General features: G+C 66.8%; 13 protein-coding genes, 2 tRNA genes and 1 pseudogene. 9 read left to right on the top strand and 7 right to left on the bottom strand.

The features are described 5' to 3' along the window. Positions 1–22: 22 nt before the first annotated feature. Complete coding sequence (locus KIK15_RS01405) at positions 23–1,039, bottom strand: thiamine-phosphate kinase (protein ID WP_307851685.1); 1,017 nt, start codon at positions 1,037–1,039, stop codon at positions 23–25. 103 nt (positions 1,040–1,142) lie between these two features. On the opposite strand from KIK15_RS01405, the gene KIK15_RS01410 reads away from it, so the two are divergent. After that, a complete protein-coding gene (locus KIK15_RS01410; RefSeq protein WP_214242381.1) occupies positions 1,143–1,388 on the top strand; it encodes an Lrp/AsnC ligand binding domain-containing protein in 246 nt (81 codons plus the stop codon). Next, a complete protein-coding gene (locus tag KIK15_RS01415) occupies positions 1,385–2,071 on the top strand; it encodes a DUF3515 family protein (RefSeq protein WP_307851686.1) in 687 nt (228 codons plus the stop codon). Before KIK15_RS01410 ends, KIK15_RS01415 begins: the two co-directional genes overlap by 4 nt. A 20-nt stretch (positions 2,072–2,091) precedes the next feature. Here the strand turns inward: KIK15_RS01415 and KIK15_RS01420 are convergent, their stop codons facing one another. After that, complete coding sequence (locus KIK15_RS01420; RefSeq protein ID WP_214242382.1) at positions 2,092–3,087, bottom strand: NAD(P)H-dependent glycerol-3-phosphate dehydrogenase; 996 nt, start codon at positions 3,085–3,087, stop codon at positions 2,092–2,094. A gap of 93 nt (positions 3,088–3,180) precedes the next feature. Here KIK15_RS01420 and cofC point away from each other — a divergent pair, with 93 nt between their 5' ends. The 3 genes from cofC to KIK15_RS01435 are packed head-to-tail and all read left to right on the top strand — an operon-like array spanning position 3,181 to position 7,238. Beyond that, on the top strand, positions 3,181–4,011 hold the full coding sequence (gene cofC, locus KIK15_RS01425) for a 2-phospho-L-lactate guanylyltransferase (RefSeq protein ID WP_214242383.1): 831 nt from the start codon (positions 3,181–3,183) through the stop codon (positions 4,009–4,011). After that, positions 4,001–6,229: an RNA degradosome polyphosphate kinase gene (locus KIK15_RS01430; protein WP_214242384.1), complete on the top strand. Its 2,229-nt coding sequence runs from the start codon at positions 4,001–4,003 to the stop codon at positions 6,227–6,229. Before cofC ends, KIK15_RS01430 begins: the two co-directional genes overlap by 11 nt. Positions 6,230–6,278: 49 nt before the next feature. Next, positions 6,279–7,238: an NUDIX hydrolase gene (locus KIK15_RS01435; RefSeq protein ID WP_214242385.1), complete on the top strand. Its 960-nt coding sequence runs from the start codon at positions 6,279–6,281 to the stop codon at positions 7,236–7,238. An 80-nt stretch (positions 7,239–7,318) separates the two neighbouring features. Here KIK15_RS01435 and KIK15_RS01440 read toward each other — a convergent pair whose 3' ends face one another. The 3 genes from KIK15_RS01440 to leuC all read right to left on the bottom strand — a co-directional run bounded on the left by KIK15_RS01440 (position 7,319) and on the right by leuC (position 10,153). After that, positions 7,319–7,891: an HU family DNA-binding protein gene (locus KIK15_RS01440; protein ID WP_214242386.1), complete on the bottom strand. Its 573-nt coding sequence runs from the start codon at positions 7,889–7,891 to the stop codon at positions 7,319–7,321. A 169-nt stretch (positions 7,892–8,060) separates the two neighbouring features. Further along, positions 8,061–8,648 carry a 3-isopropylmalate dehydratase small subunit gene (gene leuD, locus KIK15_RS01445; protein ID WP_214242387.1) on the bottom strand — a complete coding sequence of 196 codons (588 nt, stop codon included), beginning with the start codon at positions 8,646–8,648 and terminating at the stop codon, positions 8,061–8,063. A 74-nt stretch (positions 8,649–8,722) separates the two neighbouring features. Then, positions 8,723–10,153, bottom strand: a complete 1,431-nt coding sequence (leuC, locus tag KIK15_RS01450) for a 3-isopropylmalate dehydratase large subunit (protein ID WP_214242388.1) — start codon at positions 10,151–10,153, stop codon at positions 8,723–8,725. Between the two features lie 99 nt (positions 10,154–10,252). Between leuC and KIK15_RS01455 the strand changes: the two genes are divergently transcribed. From KIK15_RS01455 to KIK15_RS18810, 4 genes and pseudogenes are all read left to right on the top strand, one after another. Beyond that, positions 10,253–10,960: an IclR family transcriptional regulator gene (locus KIK15_RS01455; RefSeq protein WP_214243185.1), complete on the top strand. Its 708-nt coding sequence runs from the start codon at positions 10,253–10,255 to the stop codon at positions 10,958–10,960. Between the two features lie 65 nt (positions 10,961–11,025). Then, positions 11,026–11,529: a pyridoxamine 5'-phosphate oxidase family protein gene (locus KIK15_RS01460; protein ID WP_214242389.1), complete on the top strand. Its 504-nt coding sequence runs from the start codon at positions 11,026–11,028 to the stop codon at positions 11,527–11,529. A 391-nt stretch (positions 11,530–11,920) separates the two neighbouring features. Continuing rightward, positions 11,921–12,257: pseudogene (locus KIK15_RS18805) on the top strand (arsenic resistance protein); the annotation flags it as partial. Between the two features lie 25 nt (positions 12,258–12,282). Continuing rightward, positions 12,283–12,693, top strand: a complete 411-nt coding sequence (locus KIK15_RS18810) for an arsenate reductase ArsC (protein ID WP_214242390.1) — start codon at positions 12,283–12,285, stop codon at positions 12,691–12,693. Between the two features lie 299 nt (positions 12,694–12,992). On the opposite strand, the gene KIK15_RS01475 is transcribed toward KIK15_RS18810, so the two are convergent. Both KIK15_RS01475 and KIK15_RS01480 read right to left on the bottom strand, forming a co-directional pair. Then, a tRNA-Glu gene (locus tag KIK15_RS01475) sits at positions 12,993–13,065 on the bottom strand. Positions 13,066–13,171: 106 nt separating this feature from the next. Then, positions 13,172–13,243: transfer RNA gene (locus tag KIK15_RS01480), tRNA-Gln, on the bottom strand. Positions 13,244–13,333: the final 90 nt, after the last annotated feature.

The raw sequence follows: 13,333 nt of genomic DNA on the forward strand, positions 1-13,333 counted from the left end.
AATCTATCGCGCGCGACAGGCCTCAGAAACTCTGCCAGCCCCGAACCTGAGGGACCTGACCATCGACCAACACCGGGCTGGAGCTGCGTGGTTCGACCACCTCCCCGATCACCGTCCAGCCGGGCGGGATCGTTGCCGCGAAGGTGGCCAACAGCTGATGGTCTTCGCCGCCGCCGAGAGTCCACTCCAGCGGATCGGCCTCGAGGCGTCGGGCCGCGTCCATCAGTTGCGGATCCACCGGCAGCAGCGCCGACGAGATCTCCAAGGTCACCTCCGAGGCCCGCGCCATCGTGGCCGCATCGTCGACCAAACCGTCGGAGATGTCGGTCATGGCACGAGCCCCGGCAGCCGCAGCAATCGACCCCTGGGTCAGGTCGACAATCGGAACCCGATGTGCGGCAACGAGATCAGGGAATTGGTCCACCCGGCCATGGAGCAGGGCCAACCCGGCGGCCGAGGACCCCACGGGCCCACTGACCGCCACCACATCCCCCACTCGAGCACCCCCCAGCTGGATCGAGCCACTCCCGGCCAGCACCCCCAGCGAGGTGACGCTCACCACGATCTCCTCGGTGCGCACCAGGTCACCGCCGACCACCTGCGCGCCGAAGCCCGCCGCCGCCTCCACCAAGCCGGCATCGATCGCCAACACCGTGCGCGCCGGGGTGGTGGCCGGACATCCGATGGACACCACCAAGCCGACACACACCGCTCCCATCGCGGCGATGTCGGCCGCGCTCTGGATGGCCGCGCGCGCCCCGATGTCCTGCGGGGTGGACCACCGCAGGCGAAAGTGCCTGTCCTGCACCAGGGTATCGGTCGACACCACCAGCGGACCTCGAAGACCCAGCACCGCGGCGTCGTCACCTGGACCGACCATGACCCGCGCGTCTGGAGCCGACCGCGGCACGACGGTGGTGGTGGCGATGCGCATCAACTCGGCCAGAAGCACCCGCTCGCCGAGGTCGGCCACGCTGGGGGCGGCACCACCACCGCCGATGCGCCCGGCGTCCATACCGTCGAGGTTGTCGGCCGCCACGCCCGCACTCCTTGTCACCTGATTCGCGCGCCGACGGGTTCGTCGGCGACAATGGTGACCAGTGTATTCACCGCCCGCGGTGGGCGAGACGAGAGGACGGCCGATGGTTCAGGCATACATTCTGATCCAAACCGAGGTCGGTCGGGCCGCCGCCGTCGCGCGTGCGATCAGCGAGATCGACAGCGTTGTCGCCTCCCGAGAGGTCTCTGGCCCCTACGACGTCATCGTGCACACCGACGCCGCCGATCCCACGGCGCTGCGCTCCACGGTGGTGCCGGCCATCCAGGCGGTGGACGGGATCACCCGTACCCTGACGTGTCCGGTCGTGAGCGACGTCCGCGCGTCGTGACCTCCACTCCGCCCGATCCGAACCGACCAGACCCCGAACGCATCGCTGATCCGGATCTCGACCCCGACACCGAATTGGGCCCCGACACCGCCGAACTGGGCGCCGACACCGAATTGAGCGCTGACACCGAATTGAGCGCTGACGCTGACCACGAGGCCACGTCGGGCTCTGATCACGACCGTCCCCGCAGCGCCGCGCTGATCGCGACGGTCGTCGCCATCCCGGTGGTCGTCATCGTCGCATTCATCGTGTTCGCCGCCGCCCGACCCGATCCATCCGACCCCGCGCTGCCGTTGCCGACGATCACCGCCCCGCAGTCCACCGAGCCCGCGTGCGCGAAGCTCATCGCCGCGCTGCCTCGCACCTTCGCCGGGTTCGCCGCACGCACCGAGACCGACGGACTGATCGAGTGGCGCGAGCAAGGTTCAGGAACCGGCCCGCTGCAACTCAAATGCGGCGTGCAGCGCCCGAACGACCTCGCGCCCACCTCGGCTCTGTTGACGGTCAACGCTGTGCAGTGGTTCTCCCGATCCTCCACCGCGCCGGGAACCCTGTGGTTTGCCGTCGACCATCGGCCCTACGTGGCGTTGTGGATCCCCGACAATGCGGGCAACGGACCGATCACCGACATCACCGACGTGATCGACACCGTGCTGGCCCGCAGCACGATCGATCTGGGATGACCGAGACCGACCCGGCCGGTTCATTCCGAGGTGGTGCTGCGGCTCAACAACGCGACGATCGCGTCGTGCACACCCAATCCCTCGGTGCACACGCGGTGCACGGCGTCGGTCAGGGGCATCTCCACCTGATGTGCCGCAGCCAGCGCGCGCACTGACGAACACGATGTCACCCCTTCGGCCACCTGCCCGTTCGTCGCGGCCCGGGCCTGCTCCAGCGTGCCGCCCTCACCGAGTCGGAAACCGAAGGATCGGTTGCGCGACAACGGCGATGAGCAGGTGGCGACCAGGTCTCCAACGCCGGCCAGACCGGCCAGGGTCTCCGGACGCGCCCCCAACGCCTGGCCCAGACGGATCGTCTCGGCCAGCCCGCGGGTGATGATCGACGCCTGGGTGTTGATGCCCAGTCCCGCACCCGAAGCCATCCCGCAGGCCAGAGCGATCACGTTCTTCACGGCGCCGCCGACCTCACAGCCGACCACGTCGGTGTTGGTGTACGGACGGAAAAACTTTGTGGTGCAGGCATCTTGGATGGATCGCGCACGAGCCACGTCCGAACAGGCGATGACCGTGGCCGCGGGCTGTCGTTGGGCCACCTCGACGGCGAGGTTGGGACCCGAGAGCACGGCGATCCGATCGGCAGCGGCCCCGGTCACCTCCGCGATCACCTCGGACATACGCAACAACGAATCTCGTTCCACCCCTTTGGCCACCGACAGCAACGTGGCGTCGGCTGAGATGTGGTCGCGCCACTGGGCGAGGTTCGCGCGCAGGGTCTGCGACGGGACCGCGCAGACCACGACGTCGGCTCCCTCGAGCGCGCTCTGGTAGGAGTCGACGGCGCGCAGCTCTGCGGACAGGTCGACGCCGGCGAGGTAGTCGCTGTTGCGGTGGTGGGTGTTGATCTCGGCGACCAGCTCGGGCCGTCGAGCCCACAACACGGTGTCAGATCCGGCGTCGACGAACACCGTCGCCAACGCGGTCCCCCAGTTGCCCGACCCCATCACCGCGACCCGCACTCGACCTCCTCGTGGCACACCTCACTCGTGCGCCCACCCTAGCCGCAGCGACCACCGTGCCGGAGAGAACCGCGACTGCAGCATCATGGACAGATGGCCACCACCGACCACGCGGAGTCTGCCGGGGATGCCTGCGGTGGCGGCGCCGGGCGTCGGCTGGTCGCAGTGCTCGCGGTCAAGGGGCTCGACAACGCGAAGTCTCGGCTCTCCCCACTGTTCGACGCAGCGACCCGGCGTGAGCTGGTGCTGGCCATGGCCGTCGACACGATCACCGCGGCCATCGCGGCCGGAGTCGACCGCGTGGTGGTGGTGACCCCCGACGAGCGGGTGGCTCGCGCGGTGGTCGGCCCGTCGGTGACGGCAGTCGGCGAACACGGGGTGCCCGGGACTCGCCTCGCCGCCACCGCAGCAGAGACCGCCATCGGGTCAGGGTCGGGGTCGGACCAAGTGTCTGGGTCGAACCACGAATCTGGGTTGAACCGGGCCTACCGGATCGGCAGTATCGCCGCGCTGACACAGACCCCGGATGCGCAGCTGGTGCTGCTGCAAGCCGATCTGCCCAGCCTTCGTCCCGACCATCTTCGGGCGGCGGTGTCTGCCGCGACCGGCCACCGGCGTGCGCTGATCCCCGACCGGTCCGCGACCGGCACCGCTGCGCTGTTGCTGTGGGACACCTCCGAGCTGACCACACATTTCGGTCCCGACTCGGCCCGGCTGCACCTCGAGCAGGGGGCAGTTGACCTCATCGCCGACGGCCGGCAGTGGCCCGACCTGCGCGCTGACGTCGACACCATCGACGACCTGCGCGCCGCGATTGTTCTCGGCGTGGGCCCGCGCACGGCTGCGGTCGTCGACGGCATCACCGGGTTCGGCGGCGGGCCGGTTGTCCACCTCGGCGCCAACCCGGCGCCGCATGCGTCATGATGGTGGCGTGAGTTCACCGGACAGCTCAGGACCCGATTCGCCCGACACCCCCGCCGATTCGTCAGACCTGCCGGTGGCGCCGCCGGCCGCCACCTTGGACCCCAGCGACACCGTCGACCTCCCTGAGGACCGCTATCTCAACCGCGAATTGAGTTGGCTCGACTTCAATTCCAGAGTGCTGGCCCTGGCCGAGGACACCTCGCTGCCGCTGCTGGACCGGGCCAAGTTCCTGGCCATCTTCGCCTCAAATCTCGACGAGTTCTTCATGGTTCGGGTGGCCGGGCTCAAACGCCGAGACGAGACCGGGTTGTCGGTGCGCTCGGCGGATGGGCTGAGTCCCCGCGAGCAGCTGTCCCGCATCGCGCGTCGCACCCAGACCATCGCCGAACGACACGCGCGGGTGTTCCTCGACCTGGTGCGACCGGCGTTGGCCGACAACGGTATCCACGTGGTGACGTGGGACGGCCTCAGCGACGATCAGCGCACCAGGATGTCGGAATACTTCCATGAGGAGGTGTTCCCGGTCCTCACACCGCTCGCGGTCGACCCTGCGCATCCTTTTCCTTACATCAGCGGCCTGAGCTTGAATCTCGCGGTCACGGTGTCGGATGTGTCCGAGGGCGGCGAGCACTTCGCCCGGGTCAAGGTCCCCGACAACGTGAGTCGCTTCGTCGAGGTCGACAAGCTGATGCCGCGGCCGGTCGATTCCGGGTCTGAGGACACCGGGCCCCCGCAATCGGTGTTGCTGCCGATGGAGACCCTGATCGCCGCACATCTCGAGCATCTGTTTCCCGGCATGCAGATCGTCGAACACCACGCGTTCCGCATCACCCGCAACGCCGACTTCGAGGTGGAGGAGGACCGCGACGAGGACCTGCTGCAAGCGCTCGAACGTGAACTCGCGCGGCGCCGTTTCGGTTCGCCGGTGCGCCTCGAGGTGGCCGACGACATGACCGAGCACATGCTCGAGTTGCTGTTGCGAGAACTCGACGTGGACCCGGCCGATGTGATCGAGGTGCCCGGGCTGCTGGACCTGTCTTGCCTGTTCCAGGTGTACGCCCTCGACCGACCGGCCCTCAAGGATCGGCCCTTCGTCCCGGCAACACATCCGGCGTTCGGTGAACGCGAGACCCCCAAAAGCGTGTTCGCGACCCTGCGCGAGGGCGATGTCCTCGTGCACCACCCGTACGACTCGTTCTCCACCAGCGTCCAACGGTTCATCGAGCAGGCGGCGTCGGATCCGCAGGTGTTGGCCATCAAGCAGACGCTGTACCGCACCTCCGGTGACTCCCCGATCGTCAACGCGCTCATCGACGCCGCGGAGGCGGGCAAGCAGGTGGTGGCGCTGGTGGAGATCAAGGCCCGGTTCGACGAGCAGGCCAACATCAAGTGGGCGCGTCAGCTCGAGCAGGCCGGGGTGCACGTGGTGTACGGGCTGGTGGGTCTCAAAACCCATTGCAAGACATGCCTTGTGGTGCGCCGCGAAGGGTCGACTATCCGCCGCTACTGCCATATCGGCACCGGCAACTACAACCCGAAGACCGCGCGACTCTACGAGGACGTGGGCTTGTTCACCGCCGCGCCCGACATCGGCGCCGACCTCACCGACCTGTTCAACACGTTGACCGGCTATTCGCGTAAACGCGAATACCGCAACCTGCTGGTCGCACCGCACGGGGTGCGGCGCGGGATCGTCGCGCGCATCGACTCCGAGATCGAGCGGCACCTCGCCGGCGACGACCGAGCCCTGATCCAGGTGAAGGCCAACGCCCTCGTCGACGAACAGGTCATCGATGCGCTGTACCGCGCCTCGCAAGCCGGGGTGCGCGTCAATGTGGTCGTGCGTGGCATCTGCGCACTCAAGCCCGGGGTGCCCGGTCTGAGCGAGAACATCACGGTCCGTTCGATTCTCGGTCAGTTCCTGGAGCACTCGCGGATCCTGCACTTCGGTGCGCTCGACGAGTACTGGATCGGTAGCGCGGACATGATGCACCGCAACCTCGATCGTCGAATCGAGGTGATGGCACAGGTGCGCGACCAGCGGTTGACCCGGGAGCTGGGTGAGATCTTCTCCTCGGCAATGGATCCCACCACCCGGTGTTGGGTGTTGCAGTCCGGCGGCAACTGGGTCGCCTCGCCGGAGGCTGGGGTGGACGTGCGAGATCATCAGCAGCAGTTGATGCGTCGTCGCCGCCATCGGTCGGACGCGGCCGGCTGAGTTCGGAGCACCGCGACCTCGCCATGACTGTCTTGACATCACCGACGACATGACATCACAGAAGCGTTCGGTCCTGGCGGCCGGCGGAGTGCTATGGCGCGCAGCCGATCCGGCCTCCCGACCTCTCGACACGGCAGCGCCCGACACATCGACCCGCGGCGCGGCGGGTCGGGTCGAGGTGGCCCTGATCCACCGTCCGCGCTACGACGACTGGACCCTGCCCAAGGGCAAGTGCGAGGCCGGCGAGACGCTGGTGGGCACTGCGGTCCGCGAGATCAACGAGGAGACCGGGCACGGTGTGGTGCTCGGTCGCCATCTGGCGTGTGTGGACTACGCGATGAGCTCGAGCGCGCGAAAACGGGTGCATTACTGGTCTGCTCGCTCCACCGGCGGCACGTTCGAGGTCAACGATGAGGTCGATCGGATGGAGTGGGTGCCGCTGGGCCGGGTCCGAGACCGACTGACCTACCGGGCGGATCGGCGGGTGGTCGCCGAGTTCGCGCGCCTACCCGCCGATCTGACCACGGTGCTGGTGGTGCGCCATGCTCGGGCCGGTCGCAAGTCGCGCTATCGGGGCGACGACCGGCTGCGCCCGCTGGACAAGCTGGGCCGCCTACAGGCCGAAAAGCTCAGCGACCAGTGCGTTGCGTTCGGTGCGCAGCGGCTGCACTCGGCCGATCGCACTCGGTGCATCCAGACACTCGAGCCGTTGGCACACCGTCTGCATGTGCCGATCACGATGGAACCGACCCTGTCCGAGGAGTCGTTTCGCGACGATCCCACCGCGGCGCTGGCCCGGATAACCGCCATCGCCGAGAAGTCCGGCACCCGGGTGATCTGCAGCCAAGGCAAAGTGATCCCGGATCTGTTGGCGGCGTGGACCGCTGGCACCGACGTCACGCTGCCGCGCAGCCGCAACCGCAAGGCCAGCATGTGGGTGTTGTCGCTGTGCGACGGTTCGGTGGTGGCCGTCGATCACCTGGCCAGCCCGGTGCCCGAGTCGTCGTAGCGCACGCCGATTCGGCGCGCCAGACGCAAACAACCCCCGGCGTGGGAAGTCGCCGGGGGTTGTCTGCGTCTGCTGCGGAGTCAGCGTGCCTTGCGGGCGGTCGCCTTCTTGGCCGGAGCCTTCTTTGCGGGGGCCTTCTTGGCGGGAGCGGCCTTCTTGACCGGAGCCTTCTTGGCGACAACCTTCTTGGCCGGTGCCGCCTTCTTCACCGGAGCGGCCTTCTTGACCGGAGCCTTCTTGGCGACAACCTTCTTCGCGGGAGCAGCCTTCTTGGCCGCGGCCGCCTTCTTTGCGGGAGCCTTCTTGGCGGCAGCCTTGGTCGGGGTGGCGGTCGCAGCACCGCGCTTGACCGCCGGTCCGCTGGCACTGAGCTTCTGCTTGCCGGCCACAACCGCCTTGAACTGAGCACCGGGACGGAACGCCGGAACCGAGGTCGGACGGACCTTGACCGTCTCACCCGTGCGCGGGTTGCGGGCGACACGAGCTGCGCGACGGCGCTTCTCGAACACGCCGAACCCGGTGATGGTGACGTTCTCGCCACGGTTCACCGCCCGCACGATGGTGTCGACCACGTGCTCGACGGCGTCGGTGGCCGTGCGCCGATCGGTGTTCAGTTTCTTTGTCAGCTCTTCGATGAGCTCTGCCTTGTTCATGAATCAACCTCCGCAAGCTGGTGGCTCACCTTGAGCCGGCTACAGCACACGGTAAACGTCGTCAAGCCAAACGTCCATGATCCACGCAGTAATTGTTTGGCGTGGCGAGCATCCAAGTCCGATAAGGACTTCGACTCCGACCCCCTCACAGGGGCGACGAACCTGCCCGTCAGATGGTGGCCGGTTTCCATAGGGGCCTTGACATTTCGTACTCCGAAATGGCCTCTACCTGCCGCAACGTCAATCCTATGTCGTCGAGACCCTCCAGCAGACGCCACCTGGTGTAGTCGTCAATTCCAAAGCGCACCACCAGGTCATCGATGCTGACGGTCCGATCCTCAAGGCTGACCGTGATTTCCGTCCCGGGACGTTCCTCGAGGCGTTTCCAGATCAGTTCGACATCGGATTGCTCGACCTGCGCCGCCACCAGACCCGCTTTTCCGGCGTTGCCGCGAAAGATGTCTGCGAAGCGGGAGGAGATCACCACCCGGAATCCGAAGTCCGACAGCGCCCAGACCGCGTGTTCGCGTGACGATCCCGTCCCGAAGTCGGGTCCGGCCACCAGCACCGAGCCTTCCGACCAAGGGTGGTTGTTCAAGATGAACTCAGGATCATTGCGCCAGCCGGCGAACAACCCGTCCTCGAAACCCGTGCGCGTCACCCGTTTCAAGTAGACGGCCGGGATGATCTGGTCGGTGTCGACATTGGATCGACGCAGTGGGACACCGATTCCAGTGTGGGTGGTGAAGGCTTCCATGATCTTCCTCGCAGGGTCGTAGGGTCGCGATCGACTTCCGGTGGGAGCGGGCGGGTTCGGCTCGGGTCGCGCGTTCAGCCGACGAGATCGGCCGGGGCAGCCAAATGTCCGGTCACCGCTGTGGCCGCAGCAACCGCCGGTGAGACCAGATGCGTGCGACCGCCTTTGCCCTGTCTGCCCTCGAAGTTGCGGTTGGAGGTCGATGCACATCGCTCACCCGGAGCGAGCTGGTCAGGGTTCATGCCCAGGCACATCGAGCACCCGGCCTGTCGCCACTGCGCGCCTGCGGCGGTGAAGATCTCGCCGAGCCCCTCGGCTTCGGCCTGAGCCCGGACCCGCATCGACCCGGGCACGATCAACATCCGCATGCCGGGCGCCACCGTTCGTCCACGCAGCACCTCGGCGACCGCCCGTAGATCCTCGATGCGGCCGTTGGTGCACGACCCCACGAAGACGGTGTCGATCGCGATGTCGCGCAGCGGTGTTCCGGGCGCGAGATCCATGTAGTCCAAGGCCTTCTGCGCAGCCAGGGCCGCCGATTCGTCACCGAACTCGGCCGGGTCGGGGACCCGGGCCCCCAGCGGTGCACCCTGCCCCGGGTTGGTACCCCAGGTGACGAACGGTGTCAGCGTCGAGGCGTCGATGTGGACCTCGGCGTCGAACTGCGCACCCGGGTCGGTGCGCAAACTGTCCCAATGCGCCACGGCAGCATCCCAATCGGCGCCGCTGGGTGCGTGCGGGCGGCCCTTGAGGTAGTCGTAGGTGGTCGCGTCGGGGGCGATCATCCCCGCACGCGCCCCGGCCTCGATCGACATGTTGCACATCGTCATCCGCGCCTCCATCGACAGCTTCTCGATGGCCGACCCCCGATATTCCAGGACGTAACCCTGACCGCCGCCGGTCCCGATCTGAGCGATGATCGCCAGGATCAAGTCCTTGCTCGTCACGCCCGGCGGCAGTTCACCGTCGACAGTGATGGCCATCGTCTTGAACGGCCGCAGCGACAGTGTCTGGGTGGCCAGCACGTGCTCGACCTCCGAGGTACCGATGCCCATCGCGAGCGCCCCGAACGCACCGTGGGTGGAGGTGTGACTGTCTCCACAGACGATGGTCATCCCGGGCTGGGTGAGCCCGAGTTGGGGTCCGATGATGTGCACGATGCCCTGTTCGGTGTCACCCATGCTGTGCAGTCGGATCCCGAACTCGGCGCAGTTGCGCCGCAACGTGTCCACCTGCGTCCGAGAGACCTCGTCGGCGATCGGCTTGTCGATGTCGACGGTGGGGACGTTGTGGTCCTCGGTGGCGATGGTGAGATCGGGTCGACGCACCGGACGACCGGCCAGGCGCAGCCCGTCGAAGGCCTGCGGGCTGGTCACCTCATGGACGAGGTGCAGGTCGATGTAGATCAGATCGGGGTCGTGGGTGCCGCTGGCATCGGCACCGCCGGCCACCACGACATGCTCAGCCCACACCTTCTCGGCCAGGGTCTTCGGAGTGCTCATCATCGATCACCACATTCGCGTGCGTTTCAACATTTGGGAGTCTAGTATCGACTCGTGAGACATGGTAACGCACCGGCGGGTTCGGGCGGAGCGGGTTCAGACATGGTGGTCAGCGGCGTCGGCGTACTCGACAAATCCGTCGCCGTCCTGAAGGCGACAGCGCAGAGTCCCTGCAGCCTCAACGAATTGTGCACCCGAACCGGGTTGCCGCGAGCCACCGCACACCGCCTGGCCATCGGCCTGGAGACCCATCGCCTGCTGGTGCGCAACTCCGCCGGACAGTGGCATCCGGGACCGGCGCTGACCGAGCTCGCCTCCGAAGCCGGTGATGCGGTGCGCGAAGCGGCGATGATGGTGCTACCTCGACTGCGGGAGATCACCGGCGAGTCGGTGCAGCTGTACCGACGAGAGGGCACCGTCCGGGTGTGTATCGCGGCCATGGAGCCGCCGAGCGGCCTGCGCGACACCGTCCAGGTAGGGGCACATCTGCCCATGACAGCCGGCTCGGGAGCAAAAGTTCTGCTCGCCTGGGCAGACCCGGCGACGCAACGAACCCTGTTGGACGAGTGCGGTTTCGGCGAACGCACCCTGCTCGAGATCCGACGCCGGGGCTGGGCACAGAGCGCAGGCGAACGCGAGTCGGGCGTGGCCAGTGTGTCTGCGCCGGTCCGAGATGCCCGCGGCGAGGTGGTCGCAGCCATCTCGGTCTCGGGACCCATCGACCGGATGGGCCGCCGGCCAGGGTCTCGTTGGGCCGCAGACCTCTTGGCGGCCGCAGACGCAATCCACAAGCGCCTTGTGCACTCCTGATCCACCACCCCCTGGGGCCTCGACGAGGACCTCAGGCCCACCTCCCCCTCAGACAGGAGAATCCGATGGGAGCCAATCAGCGCGCACAGATCGTGATGAGCGACGACGAGATCGTGCAATTCGTGGAGCAGAGTCGCACCTGCACGGTGGCCACGCAGTCACCGAACGGATCAGTACATCTGGTGGCCATGTGGTACGCGGTGCTCGACGGGGAGATCTGGTTCGAGACCAAGGCCAAATCGCAGAAGGTGGCAAACCTTCGCCGCAACCCGAACATCACCGTCCTCATCGAAGACGGCCACACATATGACGCGCTCCGCGGGGTCAGCTTCGAGGGCCGAGCCGAGATCGTCGAGGACCCGGCGCATCTCGATCGAGTGGGGATCAGCGTGTGGGAGCGCTACAACGGGGAGTACACCGAGGCCCTCAAGCCGCTCGTCGATCAGATGATGCACAAGCGGATCGCGGTGCGAGTGCTCACCACCCGCACCCGGAGCTGGGATCATCGCAAACTCGGACTCCCGGCGATGCCGCTGGCCGGCAGCACCGCGGCGTACCTACAGAAGTAGGCCGCCGAGGACCGGCATCGTCGCCGACCACCCGGTGTTCACTTGACTGAGTGATTCGATGTCGATCAACGTAGACAGGTGTCGAATCAAACAAGGCGCATCGACAACTCACGTGTCCGGTTGCGTGGGACGCCGACTCCCGCCGCCGCAGGCCACCACCTCCGGTCACCTGACGATGCTGCGCCAGAGGGGATTCCACGACCCGAGACCTACGGCACCGCGAGCCCACCACGATCCGTGCGGCGTCGCACGGTATGAGCACCGAAGTGTCGGCCAGGCCAGTTGTGGGCAGACTGCACTCTCGCGCCTGCTGCCCATCTGGACAGGCACGGCCATGGTGGGGGGAGTTGCGCTGGGGCAGTTGGTCCCACAGCTCGACGACACCCAGTCGGCGATCTCGCTGGATCAGATCACCGCTGATCCTGGTGACTTCGCCCGGATCGCGTTGCCGCTGGTGTGTTTCGCGGCGTTGCAGGGCGGTAGCCACATGGTGGGCGCTGCCACCGGGGTGGGCTACGAGCGCACCACCACCCTGGCGTTCACCCCGGCAGGCAACAACTTCGAACTCGCGATCGCGGGTGCCATCGCGACCTACGGGGCCCACCTCCGGTCAGGCCCTGGCCGGGGTGGTGGGCCCGCTGATCGAGGTGGCGGTGCTGGTGGGTCTGGTCGATATGTCTCTGGCCTACGCGGACGTATCCCACCCACGGCGACGACAACAGGCATAGCAACGACAACGACAATAGGAGCCACATGATGAGTAGACCGAGTGTGCTGTTCGTCTGCGTGCACAACGCAGGCCGGTCACAGATGGCGGCCGGATTGTTGACCGCACGGGCCGGCGATGCGGTCGAGGTGCGATCGGCCGGTAGCGCACCCGCCGATTCACTCAATCCCGTTGCAGTACAGGCGATGAGCGAGATCGGCATCGACATCACCACTGCCACCCCCAAGGTCCTCGACCCCGATGCGGTCGAGGCCTCGGACGTGGTGATCACCATGGGCTGCGGTGATGCCTGCCCGTATTTCCCCGGTGTCTCCTATCGGGATTGGATACTCGACGACCCGGCCGGCCAAGGCATCGAGGCGGTTCGGGTGATCCGTGACGACATCGCGACACGAGTAGACGAACTCATCGCAGAGTTGTTACCCGACCGGAGGTGATCGCTCACCTGGCGGGCACCTGCCGCCGCCTCGCACGGTGGTGCCCGCCTCGCACGGCTCAGGCACCGAGCGACGGGCAACTCAGCGTGCGACGAGACCCCGAGCGTGCGAACGACAGCACCGTTAGCGAGGGGCAACCGAGCGTGCGATGAGACCAAGAACGTGCGAACAACGCCTCACCGAGCGAGACATCATGGGCGCCAGCACGTCTCGACAGACACCGATTCCTGGCGCGATCCGCCGAATCACCTGGTAGACAACAACATCCCCCGATCGAAGGGATCAGGGGATGTCTGGTGTAGCCCCGACGGGATTCGAACCCGCGCTACCGGCGTGAGAGGCCGGCGTCCTAGGCCGCTAGACGACGGGGCCAGGAACTTTCTCTGTCAACACACTGCGCACGGACTCCGCAGCCTGACCAGATTACTGGTGCACCCCCCGAGAACCAAAATCTGTGGGCCTGCGGGAGTGCGTGACGCTGGGGTACCAGGACTCGAACCTAGAATGGCGGTACCAGAAACCGCTGTGTTGCCAATTACACCATACCCCAATCGGCGTTACGCTCAGTCGTGCTGACCTGGCGAAAGCGCCGTGGGAGAGACTATCAAAGCGACCACGCCTTCCCGCAAATCCGCAGTTC

It is taken from the genome of Williamsia sp. CHRR-6 (genome assembly GCF_018474015.1).
Lineage (GTDB): Bacteria > Actinomycetota > Actinomycetes > Mycobacteriales > Mycobacteriaceae > Williamsia_A.

Coding starts and splice junctions, on each gene's coding strand:
- KIK15_RS01455 (WP_214243185.1), top strand. CDS start 10,253: ATGGTGGTCAGCGGCGTCGGCGTACTCGACAAATCCGTCGCCGTCCTG.
- KIK15_RS01410 (WP_214242381.1), top strand. CDS start 1,143: ATGGTTCAGGCATACATTCTGATCCAAACCGAGGTCGGTCGGGCCGCC.
- KIK15_RS01440 (WP_214242386.1), bottom strand. CDS start 7,891: ATGAACAAGGCAGAGCTCATCGAAGAGCTGACAAAGAAACTGAACACC.
- KIK15_RS01435 (WP_214242385.1), top strand. CDS start 6,279: ATGACATCACAGAAGCGTTCGGTCCTGGCGGCCGGCGGAGTGCTATGG.
- leuC (WP_214242388.1), bottom strand. CDS start 10,153: ATGATGAGCACTCCGAAGACCCTGGCCGAGAAGGTGTGGGCTGAGCAT.
- cofC (WP_214242383.1), top strand. CDS start 3,181: ATGGCCACCACCGACCACGCGGAGTCTGCCGGGGATGCCTGCGGTGGC.
- KIK15_RS01460 (WP_214242389.1), top strand. CDS start 11,026: ATGGGAGCCAATCAGCGCGCACAGATCGTGATGAGCGACGACGAGATC.
- KIK15_RS01430 (WP_214242384.1), top strand. CDS start 4,001: ATGCGTCATGATGGTGGCGTGAGTTCACCGGACAGCTCAGGACCCGAT.
- leuD (WP_214242387.1), bottom strand. CDS start 8,648: ATGGAAGCCTTCACCACCCACACTGGAATCGGTGTCCCACTGCGTCGA.
- KIK15_RS18810 (WP_214242390.1), top strand. CDS start 12,283: ATGATGAGTAGACCGAGTGTGCTGTTCGTCTGCGTGCACAACGCAGGC.